Here is a 15,459-nt window from a genome sequence, read left to right as displayed (position 1 = left end):
TTCACTGCTTAATCTAATTAATAACAAGACACACCACTGCAAAACCCTCAGTCTCAATGCACCTCAGCATAAAATTAAGCGGCGTGGTTTAGCTTTTCTATAAACATAAAGCCGCTGTTTCTACTAACCACTGGCGTAGCTTCTACACTAAACGCGAAATCTCAATGAATCAATTATAGCTAAGAGACCCACTTCAATTATTAGCGGCGCGCGGCTTCTATATCATTAACAACAATAAGACGCTTTATCAAAATAAGGTGCGCTATCATGGCATCAATCCGTTGCTCATCAGAGTACAGCATATTATCTAAGCCAAGCTCATCACAGAGCTTTCTTTAATAACCGCCTATTTATATAAAAGTACCGCTATGGCAAAAAAATCACTCATGTTATTGCGCGCTTCACTATTTATTGTCGGTGTCATTATCATCGTCGACTGTGCCATTTTAATGGCTGTCGGTAAAGTTAATTTTGGCACTGTTTTACCATTTTTATTGGGGATAGTGTTTGTCGCCCATGGAGTTTTTTGGCATGACATTGGCAAGTTTGTTCACCAAAATCGCTGGATAACCCGACTTTGGTATGCTCTATGGGCGATGTTTTTTATCTGGTTGATCAGTTTTGGGGTATTTATTTTCTCATTGCAGCAACAGATTAAATTAAGCGCCAAACCCATGCCTGAAGTAGCAGCCATCATTGTACTGGGTTCAGGTACGGTCGCAGGCAAACCCACGCCGACACTTGCCAAGCGCTTAGATACCGCTGCGCCCCTTATCGACTCACAAAAAAACGCCTTGGTCATCACCAGTGGCGGTGTTGGTTTTGGACAGATACATAGTGAAGCCAGTATTATGGCAACCTACTTACATGAAAGGTATGCCATCCCATTCAATCGTATTTTGCAAGAGGGTAAGAGCACCAGCACAGCGGAAAACCTAGCCAATAGCCAAAAGGTATTAGAAGCGAAAGGCGTTTCTATAGCGGCGCCTATCGCCATCGTGACCAGTGACTTCCATATCATTCGCGCGACAAGCATTGCGAAGCATCAAGGCTATCAACAGCCTATTATGCTCGCCAGCCCTACTCCGCTATCAATTCGCTATAACGCTTGGTTTCGAGAGTATTTTGCTTTTGTCAGCGGTTGGCTATTAGGAGAATACTGAGTGCGTATTTTTTCGTCATGTAGTAGACAACTGATATTTTATTAATGAAAATGTGTAGTTAAAAATATAGTAGGTTCACTTTAAAATGAATGCAGCGCGACTGGGATGAATTTTTTGTAGCCTCTGTGATAACAGCAAGCAAGGAAAATTTATCCCAGTCGCAAATAGCTATTCATGTATCGGTTTTATCTTAAACTAACTATAAACAATCATAAATCAATGAAGCTCATCTAATTTTAGAATAATAATAAGAATAATAAAGGACAGCGTTATGCTATTAGATATCCTATTGACCCTGCATTTTATACTGCTGATACTGATCTCGTTGCGAGTATTGTCTCGCCATGATCTGACTTCGCCTGCAAGATTGGCGTGGATCGTGGTCTTATTCGTTTTGCCTTACATTGGCGTACTGGTTTATTGGATGTTCGGTGAAGTACATTTAGGTCGTGAATTTACGCAAAAACGTAAAGAAATTATTGACAGATTAAATGCCCATAGCCCAGCAGTTTTGGGTAGCAAGATGACATTAACAAAGGTGGTGAAGCCTGAGTATCAAGCCGCTTTTACCTACTCTGCAAAAGCCACAGGTTTTCAGACCACCGTGGGTAATAGCGCAGAGCTAATGGCAGATGCAAGTGAGACCCGCAGACGCATGATTGCAGATTTTGATGCAGCGACCAATCATATCCATGTGCTCTATTATATTTGGCTTGTCGATGGCATGGGTATTGATACGGCTCAAGCACTCATACGAGCTACAAAGCGCGGCGTCACCTGCCGAGCGATGGTCGATGGCCTTGGTTCACGCCAGATGGTAGGCTCAAAAATATGGCAGGAGATGATAGACGCTGGCGTACAAGTCAGTGTGGCGCTACCGATTAAGAACATTTTTAAAGTATTGTTTTTTAGTCGCATTGACTTGCGTAATCACCGTAAGATTACCGTGATTGATGGCAAAATCGGCTATTCCGGTAGTCGTAACTGTGCCGATCCTGAGTTCCGTGTCAAGCCGAAATATGCGCCGTGGGTTGATATCATGCTGCGCATCGAAGGACCTGTGGTTGCGCAAAACCAGATGCTATTCGCCAGTGATTGGCTGATTGAAAACCCCGACACACCACTTGAAAGCTTTTATTACGATAGCACGCCAAAGCCTAATGGTTTTCCTGCCCAAGTCTTTTCAGATGGTCCGACCCAGCGCCACGGCACCACACCGCAGTTTTTGGGTGCATTGATTAGCCAAGCGCAGCATACTTTGATTATTTCTACCCCCTATTTTGTGCCGGACTATTCACTCGTTAGCATCTTATGCGCGGCTGCCTATCGCGGGGTTGAAGTCACGATGATTTTCCCTCAAAACAACGACTCTTTCATCGTCGCCGCGACCAGTCATAGTTATTATTGGCAGTTACTTGAAGCTGGGATAAAAATTTATGAGTACAAACCAGGATTGCTACACGCCAAGACCCTGACTGTCGATGGTGAAATCAGTTTGATTGGCTCGACCAATTTAGATCTGCGTAGCTTTGATTTGAACTATGAAAATAATATTGTCTTCAGCGATACAGCACTTACTGTTGACATTATGAAGCGCCAATATCAGTATATCGCTGATTCAGTTGAAGTCACGCGTGAGGAAGTCGAGAACTGGTCGCTGGCTTATAGGATTTGGAATAATATTATTGCTACGATGGGACCTGTTTTATAGACCCTGTTTGATAAGTTACCACTTAATGGAGTCAGTCAGTCATAAATAACAGAAACAGAAATACAAATATTATAGCGCCTTACTGGAGTTGGTTTTTCTTGCTTGCTGTGCTTATACAGATAGAGGCTGCGAATAATTAATCCCAGTAGCGTTGTACTCTTTAAAAAAGGGTTAACTTTAAGCTCAGTCAATCAGTCTTATGCAACCGCTATTTTCTGCAAAACATACACAACAAACTTAGCTTCAGTTATAAATGTTTCGGTTACCACTTTTGCTAATAACGCTTGTCTTTTTTCGCTATGCGCACGATAAGCATAAGGGGTCATGGTCATTAAATCAGCCAAATCATCTACTGCTAATGTCATCTCGGTACTGACATGATAGGTATTCATTAGCGCAAAATAGGGTGCTAATTCGTGTAAAAACTTATCAGAATCATGCTCACGAACGTCATCAAACAAAGCATCACGCATTGTCGCTAAATGTCCGATATCTGGCTTAGCAATGATTAAATAGCCCTCATCGCTTAGCACTTGATTGAATGCTTCTGGCAAGATAGGACTAAAAATACTGCTTATCCCCGTCACACTATGTGCTCGTAACGGTAAATTTGCGGCGCTGGTTACTAGTGGATAAATCGCTGCCATTTTACCGCAATCATCTTTATCTTGCTGGTACCAGAGACTACCTGCGGCTTTGCTAGCTTTAGCAAGCTCTACCACGGCAGGTTTACTAATGTCTGCAGCAAGGAGAATATCCATGCCGATTTTTGCTATTGCCTGAGTGTAATAGCCTTCACCGCAACCGATATCCAGCCAAGTAATAGGCTTGTTATTTGACTTAGCGATTGACTCAGCTCCTAACGCATTTTGCGCCAGTAATTCCGTCATTTTTTGACAAATAAGCGCCTGTAATGGCTGATAATATCCTGCATTCAGAAACCGCTTTCGCGCCTCGATGGACATCTGGCTGTCACCGGGGGCTTTAGACTTTTTTTGTTGGACAGGTAGCAGATTGACGTAACCTTGACGCGCTACATCAAACGGATGATTGGTGTGCTTAAGGTTTAAGCTGCCATCACAACGCCACGTATCTAATGCAGGCTGTAGTGGTGATTGACAAAGCGGACAAATAAATAAGGACACAAGCATCTCAAGGTCATTGCAATATGGCTGATATTTTACCAAAGTTCAGGCTCAGTAAGTAATAAAAAGGGTGATAAAAGGATGATAAAAGGATGATAAAATAGCTAACGAATAAAACGAAAAAAAAGCCAGCTCAATAAATTTGAGATGGCTTTTTTATTAACTTACCGCCGATTCACTTTAAAAATAAAGTCATGCTTTTTTAACGTAGCTTTAACGTCATTAATCCAAGGATGACAAGGACGATGGCGATAATCCAAAACCTTGCGACCACTTGGGTTTCTTTCCAGCCAATCTCTTCAAAGTGATGATGCAGCGGTGCCATACGAAAGACGCGTTTTTTGCGTAGTTTATACGAACCCACTTGTACGATTACCGACAGTGCTTCGGCGACAAAGAGTCCACCCATAATCGCAAAAGCGATTTCTTGACGGGTCATGACGGCAATCGTACCGAGCATCGCGCCTAGTGACAGTGCACCCACATCACCCATAAATACTTGCGCTGGATGAGCATTGAACCATAAGAAGCCAAGCCCTGCACCAATCATCGCGCCGCAGACAATAATTACCTCAGAATTATAGGCAATATAAGGGACATGCAAGTAATCAGCAAAGCGTACGTCACCCGAGACATATGCCATGGCCCCTAAGCCTGCCGCAACTAGCACTACGGGCAAAATAGCTAAGCCATCCAATCCATCGGTTAAGTTGACGGCGTTGGATGCCCCATTAATCACAAAATAAGTAAAGATAATAAAGCCAATACCAAGCGGTACTGCCGAAAATGGAATCATCCAATCTTTAAAGATAGGTATTAGTAAATCCTGCATCTCGCGAGTCGTCGCAATATCCGGCTGTAAGGTGGCGATATAATATAAAGAAATGCCGACGAATAATGCACCCATGGATAGCCAAAAATATTTTTTACGAGCGATCAAGCCTGTGGGGTTTTTATATTTGATTTTGAGCCAATCATCCGCCCAGCCGACCGCGCCAAAAATAATCATCACGATGAGCAAAATCCAAATATAAGGATTATTCAAACGTGCCCAAAGTAGAGTCGATACCCCAATCGCGCTCAAGATCAACACCCCACCCATGGTCGGGGTGCCGGTTTTGACCAAATGCGATTGTGGACCATCATTACGAATCGCCTGACCATACTTTAGCGCTTTCAAGCGCCGAATAACGCGACTACCAAAAATCAGACTAAAGGCAAGCGCGGTTACGACCGCCAGTAACGCGCGCAGCGTCAAAGAAGAAACCGCATAAAACGGGGTATAATACTGACCAAGCCAGCTAAACAACCAAACTAACACCGCCTACTCCTCGACTAGCGCATTGATAAGTGTTTCCATTTCCATAGAACGAGAGCCTTTGAACAACACCGTACAAGGCTGAGACTGTTGCGCTTGTAAATACGGCTGTAAATATTGCAATAAACCGTCTTTATCAGTAAACGCATGAGCGTTGATATCAGAAATCTCTTGCGCACCTGCTACGGTATAAGGTGCATACTCACCCACGCAAAGCAACACGTTAATACCCGTGGTCGCGATAGTACGGCCCAAGCTTTGGTGCTCGCTAACTGCCGCCTCACCTAGCTCAGCAATATCGCCTAATACCATCACTTGCGTACCGGTTTGCGCCGCCAATACTTTGGCAGCCGCGCGTACTGAATGTGGGTTGGCATTATAAGTATCATCAATCAGTCGATGCATACCAAGCAACTGACTATTCAAGCGACCTTTAGCTGGACGCGCGTTTTCAAGCCCAACGACAATATCACTCACATCAATATTTAACGCATGCGCACAAGCAGCAGCAGCTAACGCATTATTGACATTATGCTCGCCTGCTAGCGGCAAGCTAATATCATGTACTTGGCTGCCGATATGTAGCTTAAACTCACTACGCTCAGGCTCGACGTCTAAGTGGCTGGCACTCACGTCAGTATTACCAAACCCAATAACATGGGAGGTATACTTTTCCGCAATACGGCGTAGCTGATTGGTAAAATCATCTTTATCGGGAACAATCGCAAATTGTGCATCACTCAAGGTATGATAAATCTCAGCCTTGGTCTGGCAAATACCTTCGCGACTGCCAAATTCACCCAGATGGGCAGTACCAATATTTAAAATACAAGCCACATCAGGCTGGACAATCTCAGTCGTATAGGCAATCTCGCCAATATGATTGGCACCCAATTCCAAGATGGCATAGCGATGATGATCCGACAGCTCAAGTAGCATCATCGGTACACCCAAATCATTATTTAGGTTACCACGCGTAATCAATGTCGGTGCCAATCGTCCAAAGATACTACCGAGCATCTCTTTGCAGGTGGTCTTACCACTCGAGCCTGTAATCGCAATCACGGTCAAATCTTTATGTTGTTGACGACGATAAGACGCCAATTGCCCTAACGCTAAGCGCGTGTCATTGACAACCAACTGTGGAATGGTATTTGAATGGGTAGTAGAAATGGGCCGTGAGACGATAGCCGCGACTGCACCTTGTGACGCTGCCAGCTCGATATAATCATGACCATCAAAATTATCACCACTGAGCGCTAAAAATATATCACCGGGGCTTATCGTGCGAGTATCGGTAGCGATGCGAGTGCTCGTAATTTTCTTATTCGTGTCTGCAATAGTATTGCTTGATTCTGCTTGCCCTGCACCGAGCTGCCAATGTCCATCAAGTGCCGCTGTTGCCGCGAGCATATTATCTGCTTGCCAAACATACAGCCCTTGCGACTGAATGCTGTTATCGTTGTCGGCTGTCATAATGATTACCTTATATGATGACTACTTATTTTTTTATATTGAAATATCAAAGCTTATTTAAAACATTAAAAAACGGCTTATAATCGCCCTTATTTATACTCGACCAGCTTGCGTTAAGGCATTTTGCAAGATAATGCGGTCGTCAAAATCATAACGAACATGATTAATTTCTTGATAGGTCTCATGACCTTTACCAGCGATAACCACGATATCATCGGCTGCTGCTTGACTGACGGCATATTCAATCGCTGTTTGGCGCGCAGGCTCAATATGGGTACGCTGATATTGCTCAGTGCTCATTCCCACTTGCATGTCCTGCAAAATCACATTTGGATCTTCGGTACGGGGATTGTCCGCCGTTAAGATGACTTGATCCGCGCCTGTCAGCCCTGCTTGCGCCATCAATGGGCGCTTACCGGCATCACGGTCGCCACCACAGCCAAACACTGCCCATAGCTGACCTTTACAATGAGTTTTAAGACTGGCAAGCACCTGACTCAACGCATCAGGCGTGTGGGCATAGTCAACAATAAAGCAGCCATCATTAGATGGCACGCGCTGCATACGACCAACCGCACCTTGCAATTGTGGGATAACGGCTGCAATGCGCTCCAAACTAATCCCTAAGGCTATCGCTGCGGCAATCGCGGCAAGCAGATTCGCCACATTAAAACGCCCGAGTAATGGACTAACAATATTTACACTATTAACTTTGCCGTTTCCAAAGTCAGTACGTAGGGTAATTTCTACCCCTTGTAAACTTGGTTTAATTTCAGCGGCGAAAAAGGTGGCGGTTTTTGATGCGTCCAAACTATATGTCCACACTGTCAAATCACTGGCGTGCGCAGTATCAAGCATAATCTGCGCATACTCATCATCGATATTAATAATGGCGTGGGTCAAATCTGGAAAGTGCGCTTTATCAAATAGCATAGCTTTAGCCGCTGCGTATTCTGCCATATCAGCATGATAATCTAAATGATCACGGCTCAAGTTGGTATAAATCGCCACCGACACTGGCATACCTTGCAGACGCTGCTGATCTAAACCGTGCGAGCTGGCTTCCAGTGCCAGTAGTTCAGCCTGTTCTTTGCCCATTTGATATAAGAATTGCTGTACCGCAAGCGCATCACCAGTGGTATGACTGGCTTGTACCAAAGCACCAAGCCTGCCATTACCTGCTGTACCCATCACTGCGCTGCTAATGCCGGTTAACTGCGTCAGTTGTGCTACCAATTGACTGATCGTCGTTTTGCCATTAGTGCCCGTCACAGCTACCACTGTTGGTAATGTTACAGGTTGCTGATATTGCAAACGCGCCTGAATGAGGCTACCCAAAAAATTACGAATATTGGGCACATGTAAAACTGGGCAAGGTAATGCTGCTAACTGCTGCTGAGTATCAGAAACGCTATCGGTAGTCATGGCAATATTAGCATTTAGCGGTATATTTGCTGTAGCAAGTAAAGCAACAGGATCAATTTCTGATAGGATAAAAGCCGCATTTTTAGCGGCTTGATAAAGGTTATCACGACTTTTTTGACAGTTCGGTATATGACTTTTTAATAGAACAAACACATCGCTCGTTGCAAGCTGACGGCTGTCTAAGCAAAACTTTTGAAATGGAATATTGGCAACCGAAACCATTTGAATAGATGTCGTTTGCTTTGATTCAGATTCAGTCAATGTCATCTGAGTCGATGACTTTTTAGTCAATGGCTTTTGAATTGATGCTGCCACCATCGCCGTCAATGCCTGCTGCAGGCTCTGACTGGTGCTATCGCTGGCTTCAATCAGCTGTTGTAAGGTGACTGAAGCACTACTTGGCGATGAGGGTGACAGAGTCATTAGCAAATCCTAAAAGGTTGAAAAATCAGATAATTAATCGTTAAACATTTAAAAAATATGCCCAAAAACTTATACTTATGGCTACTGGTCTTCCGTTTTTAACGGCTTATCCAAAGGCACATTATATAAACGCAGTGCTTCTTTCATAACGTTATGAAAGACGGGAGCTACTGTCAAACCAGCATAAATCTGACCACGTGGGTCTTCAATTAACATCACGCCGACCAGCTTTGGGTTCGATGCTGGGGCCATACCAGCAAAGACGTTACGGTACTGGTCGGTATAATAACCACCTTTTGGATTGATACGGCGCGAGGTACCTGTTTTACCGGCAACGCGATAGCCATCAATGGCTGCACCTTTAGCAGTACCACCATCCTCAGTCACACTTTCCATCATCTGTACGATAGCCATTGCTTGTTCTTGCGCCATAATACGTTTACTTGGCTGCGCCTTGTCACCTTTAACGAGCGTTAACGGGTGCATCACACCGCCTGCTGCTAGCGCTGAATAAGCTTGCGCTACCTGTGCTAGCGTCACTTGTATACCATAACCATAACTGACTGTTGCCCGTCTTGAGGTTTCTTTTTCCTTTGGCGTAACCACAAGACCGCTACCTTCGCCTGGGAACTGTAGCGGTGTTTTTACGCCAAAGCCAAACTGCTTTTGCATATTAGTAATACCATCAGCGGGTAGCGACAATGCAATCTTGGTCGAGGCGACGTTACTCGATTTTTGCAGTAACGTTGCCAAGGTAATCCGCCCAAGATTATTATGGTCACGGATGGTATAGCCACGGACACGGATAGAGCCGGGGTTGGTATCGATTAAGGAGGTAGCCGTATACTTCCCTGAATCTAAAGCCGCAGCAACAGTGAATGGCTTCATGACTGAACCGGGTTCAAAAACATCAAGCAGCGCACGGTTACGCTGATTTTCACCGGTCATCTCATTAAGGTTATTAGAGTTAAATGACGGCCATGTCGATAATGCCAGTACTTCACCGGTTTGAACATCAACGATCATACCCGTTGACCAGCGCGCTTTTTGCAAACGCCCCGCTTTTTCAAGCTCTTTATAAAGCAAATATTGCAGACGAGAATCAATAGTTAACGCTACATCTTTGCCCGGTATTTCTGGCTCAACCTGTTTAATCTCTTTAAGACTATTTTGTTTGGCATCTTTGAGCACTAAAACCTTACCATCATCGCCCGCCAGCTCTTTTTCATACTGACGTTCAATACCCGCACGTCCCTCGTAACCGCCTTCAGGGTCACTGGCATTTTGCCCCATGAAACCTAACAGCTGCGAGTTAGGTTGCGGCTGCGGATAATAACGCTGAAAGAAGTTTTTCTCATTAACACCAGGAAAATCAAGCGAGCTAACGCTTTCTGCAATCTCAGGCGTCACTTTATTCAAAAGCGGCAGATAATGCGAGCCTGCACCCGATGGTAGCGCCGCTTTGACCGCCACTTCATCAGTCACATCAATACTTGCATCGATAGCAGTGACTTTTTTTAGCTCAGTAACTGAAATATTGGCAGCTGCCGCAAGCGTGGTCAAATCCATATTATCCAAGCGCTTCTGCATACGTGCGATAAGCTGCGGACTCTCAGGATTGGTGATAATAATACGTTTAAGCTCGTAATATTCGCGGGCATAATCATGCGGGCTAAAAGAAACGGTCGCGAGTGGCGCACTGACGGCTAATGGCAGATCATTACGATCGGTAATCATGCCACGATAGGATTTCTGCGTGCGCACGCTGGTGATGAGCTCATTGCCCTTATCTTGATAAAACTGAGTGTTGAGAATTTGAATATAATAAGCACGACCGATGAGCGCCACTAAAACAATAAGCGCTATCGCCCAAATCAGACGAAAGCGGTTTTTATCCTGCTCAACGCCACCGCGAGAGGAAGCCCCAGACGCTTTGCCCAAAATTGTTCTTTTGCTTTTTAGATTTTTGACACTGGTATAAGCGCCCTGCTCTTCATTCTTTTTTAGGCGACTAAATAGCTTGGCTTTGCGATTATCAGTAGATTTATTATCTAGTTTTTGGCTTGTATGCCCTGATTTTGCAGCACTAGCACGGCGTAACGGTTTCGTAACCTTACCGCTGGCTGGTTTTTTACTGGTATTCTTTGCGGCTGTTTTACCCGTATTGGCGTTGGACTTCTTATCACTCATTGTCCTGCCTCCACTAGGTCAGAATCAGTCGCATCACTTTCAATAGCTTCAGCAGTATCGTTAATCGTATTGTTAGATGTGGTTGCGGCACCGACAACGTCAGAATCATTAGTGGTAACGGCATTGCTATTAGCGTTTTCGGCATCAGGATCAACCAATGCAACGGCTGTTGCGGCACCCGGTTGGATAATGAGTTTATCTTTGAGGGTTGGTGAAAACATACCCAGCTCGGCAACGGCACGACTGGCAATCTGCGGCGTCGCACTAAAGGTCTGCTGTTCAATAAGTAGACGCTGATGCTCAACTTGTAGCTTACGTTCTTGTTTTTTCATGTCTTGCAAGGTTTTATAATCCTGATGATATTGCTGCACGCCTTCAGCCGTTTTGATTCCACTCCATACAATACCAGCCGCTAATAGCACTAATATAGCCACATAAATATTTGACATGTTAAATTTACGCACAAATAGCTCGCCAACATCGGCATTGGGTAGCGTGGCGGCGCGGCGGCTTGCAGGTTTGTCAGATATTGCCATGACCATCTCAAAAAAGTGAACTACAATATATAAAAAGCGATAACTGGTGATGAGCGCTGCTATCCATTACGTATATCCAGCCACTGCATCCGCACTATCAATAAAATTAAAACCAAAAAACCAAAAACAATAATAAAGCCAAGTAGCGATACTAAAAGCTAAAAGCCGGACAAGCCAAATAAAAAATCAACTGTTGAGCCTAGCAGACAATGTTTACAGCTTCTTAACAGCCACGTAATCATTAAGACATTTAGTCATCATTAAATAACAGCAAAAAACGACGTCAGATTGACTTAATACCGATATCCTTTCTAATAAACAGTCTCTACCAAACCTTTCTTATAAAACTATGTCCACATTACCTAATTTTTATTGCTCGGCAGTAGGCAAATAATTGATGTCGGTACGTGTTGCCATGCGCAGCCATGCACTACGCGAGCGTGGATTATGGCTTATTTCTGCTTTACTTGGACCGACACGTTTTGGCTTAGTAAAATAACGCGGGCGCCTAGGCGGCATCGGCAAATTCTCATCTTCTGGATATTGCCCTTTACTATGACGCTGCAAAAACTGCTTAATACGGCGATCTTCTAACGAATGAAAGCTAATCACCGCCAGCTGTCCGCCTGATTTTATAATATTGATACTTTGCTCTAAAAAGCTATCGACATCGCCAAGTTCGTTATTGATAAAAATCCGCATCGCTTGGAAACTTTGGGTCGCTGGATGCTTGCCGCGCTGCCAATTAGGATGTGCAACTTTTATCACTTCTGCTAGCTCAAGCGTGGACTTATAACTGTCCATTGCTTTAATCGCACGGGCGATACGGCGGCTGTGACGCTCTTCACCAAAATCATAAAGCACATTGGCTAAGGTTTCATCATCGACCGTCTCTAACCATTCTGCAACCGACTGCCCACGACTGGTATCCATCCGCATATCAACTGCGCCATCGCGCATAAAGCTAAAGCCACGACTGCCATCGTCAATCTGTGGCGATGAAATACCCAAATCTGCCATTAAGCCGTCAACTTGCGTGATACCCATTGCCGCAAGACTGTCCGTCAACGTCGCAAAACTATCATGAACGACTTTTACACGGCTGTCTTTACTTGCCAGCTCTTGAGCCACACGAATAGCGGTCGGGTCTTTATCAAACACAATCAATGTCGCATCATCGGCAAGCTGGCTTAATAGCAGTCTACTGTGACCACCGCGCCCAAAAGTGGCATCGACGTAGATACCACTCATTTGTAAGCTATTTTGGCTCTCACTGCTTTGTTCAGTATCGTCTGTTTTCTTCGGCAAGGAGTTGACGCCCAATACGGCAGCGATTGCCTCTTGCAATAGCACCGCATCATGCACAAAACTCAATTCATCAGACGGACTAACCGCTGACGCAGAATTACCAGTAGCAGAAGGATTGACGTTAGCGTTTGGCTTACTTTTTAGCTCAGTATTTGGCTTACTATTCGATATGGACACAAACAACTCAATAGATGATGGTCAAATTGACCAGTAATAGTAAAAAATCAGATGAAAATAAACAAGTTATGACTTGCCTAACATTATTATCGCAAGGATACACGGGTAGTCAAGCGCTATAGGGGCATTTCGTTAAAAATATCACATCTCTCTGTTATACTAGCGCTATATTTTACGCTATTTTTCTACATTGACGGCTATTGTTTCATCCGTATTTTTTATTCAAACTTATCATTCACATTTATCATTAGCATTTTTAACTGCTGTTTTTTTTCATTTTTCACTGCCATATTCATTAACCACCCTATTCTGAGAATTTTATGATGCAATCATCGACTTCAATTAACAGCACTCGTCCTGTCCGTACCCGTATCGCGCCCTCACCGACCGGTTTTCCGCACGTTGGCACTGCTTATATCGCGCTATTTAACTTAGCCTTTGCGAAAGCCCATGGCGGCGAATTTATTTTACGTATTGAAGATACCGATCAAACGCGTTCAACCCAGCAGTCTGAAAAAATGATTTTGGATGCGCTGCGTTGGGTGGGTCTTGATTGGGCAGAAGGTCCAGATATCGGTGGACCGCACGCGCCTTATCGTCAAAGCGAGCGTAGTGATATTTACAAAAAACATGCTGAGCAACTTATAGACAGCAATCATGCGTTTCGCTGTTTTTGTACCAGCGAAGAATTAGATACCATGCGCGCTGAGCAAATGGCTAATGGCGAAACCCCGCGCTATGATGGTCGCTGTGCGCATTTAGCAACAGAGAAAACCGAGCAATTGGTTGCTGAGGGCAAGCCGCACGTCATTCGTATGCGCGTACCAACCGAAGGCGTTTGTCAGGTACAAGACATGCTGCGTGGTACGGTTGAGATTCCTTGGACACAAGTGGATATGCAAGTTCTACTGAAAACCGACGGTATGCCGACTTATCATTTAGCCAACGTCGTTGATGACCACTTAATGGACATCAGCCATGTATTACGCGGTGAAGAATGGCTTAACTCTGCGCCTAAGCATCAGCTACTTTATGAGTATTTTGGTTGGGAGATGCCAGTACTTTGCCATATGCCATTACTTCGTAACCCAGATAAATCAAAACTGTCTAAGCGTAAAAACCCAACCTCTATCACCTACTATCGTGATGCCGGCGTGCTACCTGAAGCATTGCTAAACTATCTCGGTCGTATGGGTTACTCAATGCCTGATGAAGCAGAGAAGTTTACCTTAGATGAGATGATTGCCAGTTTTGATATTCAACGTGTGTCACTTGGCGGTCCTATCTTTGATATTGAAAAGCTTAACTGGCTGAACGCAGAATGGCTACGTGCATTAACGCCTGAAGAGTTAAAAAATAAAATCCTCGACTGGGCAAGTAATAGCGATAAATTAACCGCTATTGCCGCCGCTATTCAACCACGTATTGAATTATTGTCTGATGCGGTTAATTGGAGTGGTTTTTATTTCCAAAATCTGCCGAGTATTACTGCCGAGAGCTTTATCCATAAATCACTAACGCCTGAGCAAATTACTGAGATGCTACAACTGGCACTTTGGCAGCTTGAAACCCTTCCAACATGGTCAGAAGAAAATATTTATGCCACCCTAAAAGGTCTTGCTGCTCATCTTGATATCAAAATGCGCGACTTTATGGCGCCGTTCTTTGTCGCTATTGCTGGCAGTACTTCTTCGACACCAGTCATGAACTCTATGGCGATTATTGGTGCAGATATGACGCTGATACGCTTGCGTCATGCGATTGATGTGTTGGGCGGCTTGGGTAAAAAGAAGCTTAAAAAGCTTGAGAAACAAGCAGCAGGACTACCAGATTTTTTGACAACTGAATAGTTTTTAATTGTTTGTTAATAACATTGTTGATTCATAAAATCATTAATGAATGAAAAAGAGGGGTCAGGCTAATACTGACCCCTCTTTACTTAAATCTCAGCATTTACATGCGAATACTGATTCTTTATTTAATACCTCAATTGGAAATAAATATGGCCGCCAAAACCGTCACCATAGAAAGCAAAGACTATGTCTTTAATACATTAAAAGAAGCGCAAAGATACTATGATGCAGTCGTAAAAGAGTTATACGATGCCAAGCTAACCCTCACGACTGGTCAAGATTTTGATGACTTAAAGTGGATATATAGTACTTATTGCAGTTATAACAATCATAATATCGATCGATCAAAAGAATCTGACATTGTTGGCTTTAAAGGTATCAGCACGGTACAACAAAAAGGTGGACAATATATCCCCACAGAATGTGGTGCTATTATTTTCTCTGATGGCAAGCAAGAAGAGTTCTTTACCGATAAAGCCCTTAAAGAGATAGCTATTCAGCAAAACCCTCGCTAATTTGGGCTCAATAAGTAGTTAAAATAGCTTTAAACGCTTTTTTTAGCATATTTATGCATTATTTTTAAAATAGCGGTTGACAAGACTGCTGGTCTTACATAAAATACGCACACTCTTAGCGAGGGGCTATAGCTCAGTTGGTAGAGCACTTGCATGGCATGCAAGGGGTCAACGGTTCGACTCCGTTTAGCTCCACCATACTATTTATTGCAAAGCTCA

11 protein-coding genes and 1 tRNA gene are annotated in these 15,459 nt (G+C 43.9%); 5 read left to right on the top strand and 7 right to left on the bottom strand.

Features of this window, described 5'->3' with window-relative positions:
• The first annotated feature begins 368 nt into the window (after positions 1 to 368).
• Together WAZ74_RS08580 and cls are read left to right on the top strand one after the other, a co-directional pair.
• Positions 369 to 1,163: a YdcF family protein gene (locus WAZ74_RS08580; RefSeq protein ID WP_422307840.1), complete on the top strand. Its 795-nt coding sequence runs from the start codon at positions 369 to 371 to the stop codon at positions 1,161 to 1,163.
• A gap of 271 nt (positions 1,164 to 1,434) precedes the next feature.
• Positions 1,435 to 2,874 (top strand): cardiolipin synthase, encoded by a 1,440-nt coding sequence (gene cls, locus WAZ74_RS08575; protein WP_422307838.1) that lies wholly within the window; start codon positions 1,435 to 1,437, stop codon positions 2,872 to 2,874.
• A 197-nt stretch (positions 2,875 to 3,071) separates the two neighbouring features.
• On the opposite strand, the gene WAZ74_RS08570 is transcribed toward cls, so the two are convergent.
• The 7 genes from WAZ74_RS08570 to rsmH all read right to left on the bottom strand — a co-directional run bounded on the left by WAZ74_RS08570 (position 3,072) and on the right by rsmH (position 12,761).
• Positions 3,072 to 4,025 carry a putative RNA methyltransferase gene (locus WAZ74_RS08570; RefSeq protein ID WP_422307836.1) on the bottom strand — a complete coding sequence of 318 codons (954 nt, stop codon included), beginning with the start codon at positions 4,023 to 4,025 and terminating at the stop codon, positions 3,072 to 3,074.
• A gap of 196 nt (positions 4,026 to 4,221) precedes the next feature.
• The gene (gene mraY, locus WAZ74_RS08565; RefSeq protein ID WP_422307834.1) at positions 4,222 to 5,340 is read right to left on the bottom strand and encodes a phospho-N-acetylmuramoyl-pentapeptide-transferase; all 1,119 of its coding nucleotides are present in this window, start codon (positions 5,338 to 5,340) and stop codon (positions 4,222 to 4,224) included.
• 3 nt (positions 5,341 to 5,343) lie between these two features.
• Positions 5,344 to 6,813, bottom strand: a complete 1,470-nt coding sequence (locus tag WAZ74_RS08560; protein ID WP_422307832.1) for a UDP-N-acetylmuramoyl-tripeptide--D-alanyl-D-alanine ligase — start codon at positions 6,811 to 6,813, stop codon at positions 5,344 to 5,346.
• A 93-nt stretch (positions 6,814 to 6,906) separates the two neighbouring features.
• Positions 6,907 to 8,556: a UDP-N-acetylmuramoyl-L-alanyl-D-glutamate--2,6-diaminopimelate ligase gene (locus tag WAZ74_RS08555; RefSeq protein WP_422307866.1), complete on the bottom strand. Its 1,650-nt coding sequence runs from the start codon at positions 8,554 to 8,556 to the stop codon at positions 6,907 to 6,909.
• A gap of 186 nt (positions 8,557 to 8,742) precedes the next feature.
• Positions 8,743 to 10,851, bottom strand: a complete 2,109-nt coding sequence (locus WAZ74_RS08550) for a peptidoglycan D,D-transpeptidase FtsI family protein (protein ID WP_422307830.1) — start codon at positions 10,849 to 10,851, stop codon at positions 8,743 to 8,745.
• On the bottom strand, positions 10,848 to 11,387 hold the full coding sequence (ftsL, locus tag WAZ74_RS08545) for a cell division protein FtsL (protein ID WP_422307828.1): 540 nt from the start codon (positions 11,385 to 11,387) through the stop codon (positions 10,848 to 10,850). The genes WAZ74_RS08550 and ftsL overlap by 4 nt, the downstream gene beginning before the upstream one ends.
• Positions 11,388 to 11,756: 369 nt before the next feature.
• Positions 11,757 to 12,761 carry a 16S rRNA (cytosine(1402)-N(4))-methyltransferase RsmH gene (rsmH, locus tag WAZ74_RS08540; protein ID WP_422307864.1) on the bottom strand — a complete coding sequence of 335 codons (1,005 nt, stop codon included), beginning with the start codon at positions 12,759 to 12,761 and terminating at the stop codon, positions 11,757 to 11,759.
• Positions 12,762 to 13,192: 431 nt separating this feature from the next.
• Here rsmH and gltX point away from each other — a divergent pair, with 431 nt between their 5' ends.
• The 3 genes from gltX (at position 13,193) to WAZ74_RS08525 (ending at position 15,438) form a co-directional block, all read left to right on the top strand.
• A complete protein-coding gene (gltX, locus tag WAZ74_RS08535) occupies positions 13,193 to 14,722 on the top strand; it encodes a glutamate--tRNA ligase (RefSeq protein ID WP_422307826.1) in 1,530 nt (509 codons plus the stop codon).
• Between the two features lie 152 nt (positions 14,723 to 14,874).
• A complete protein-coding gene (locus tag WAZ74_RS08530; RefSeq protein ID WP_422307824.1) occupies positions 14,875 to 15,240 on the top strand; it encodes a hypothetical protein in 366 nt (121 codons plus the stop codon).
• A 122-nt stretch (positions 15,241 to 15,362) separates the two neighbouring features.
• Positions 15,363 to 15,438: transfer RNA gene (locus tag WAZ74_RS08525), tRNA-Ala, on the top strand.
• Positions 15,439 to 15,459 lie beyond the last annotated feature (21 nt).

It is taken from the genome of Psychrobacter sp. (genome assembly GCF_049295055.1).
Taxonomy (GTDB): Bacteria; Pseudomonadota; Gammaproteobacteria; order Pseudomonadales; family Moraxellaceae; genus Psychrobacter.
Note: the sequence above shows the minus strand (reverse complement) of the source record. Positions and strands in the feature narration are given on the sequence as shown.

Excerpts from the sequence above, each read along its gene's own strand:
- WAZ74_RS08550 (WP_422307830.1), bottom strand. The coding sequence starts at position 10,851 with ATGAGTGATAAGAAGTCCAACGCCAATACGGGTAAAACAGCCGCAAAG.
- WAZ74_RS08580 (WP_422307840.1), top strand. The coding sequence starts at position 369 with ATGGCAAAAAAATCACTCATGTTATTGCGCGCTTCACTATTTATTGTC.
- WAZ74_RS08555 (WP_422307866.1), bottom strand. The coding sequence starts at position 8,556 with ATGGTGGCAGCATCAATTCAAAAGCCATTGACTAAAAAGTCATCGACT.
- ftsL (WP_422307828.1), bottom strand. The coding sequence starts at position 11,387 with ATGGCAATATCTGACAAACCTGCAAGCCGCCGCGCCGCCACGCTACCC.
- gltX (WP_422307826.1), top strand. The coding sequence starts at position 13,193 with ATGATGCAATCATCGACTTCAATTAACAGCACTCGTCCTGTCCGTACC.
- WAZ74_RS08530 (WP_422307824.1), top strand. The coding sequence starts at position 14,875 with ATGGCCGCCAAAACCGTCACCATAGAAAGCAAAGACTATGTCTTTAAT.
- WAZ74_RS08560 (WP_422307832.1), bottom strand. The coding sequence starts at position 6,813 with ATGACAGCCGACAACGATAACAGCATTCAGTCGCAAGGGCTGTATGTT.
- WAZ74_RS08570 (WP_422307836.1), bottom strand. The coding sequence starts at position 4,025 with ATGCTTGTGTCCTTATTTATTTGTCCGCTTTGTCAATCACCACTACAG.
- cls (WP_422307838.1), top strand. The coding sequence starts at position 1,435 with ATGCTATTAGATATCCTATTGACCCTGCATTTTATACTGCTGATACTG.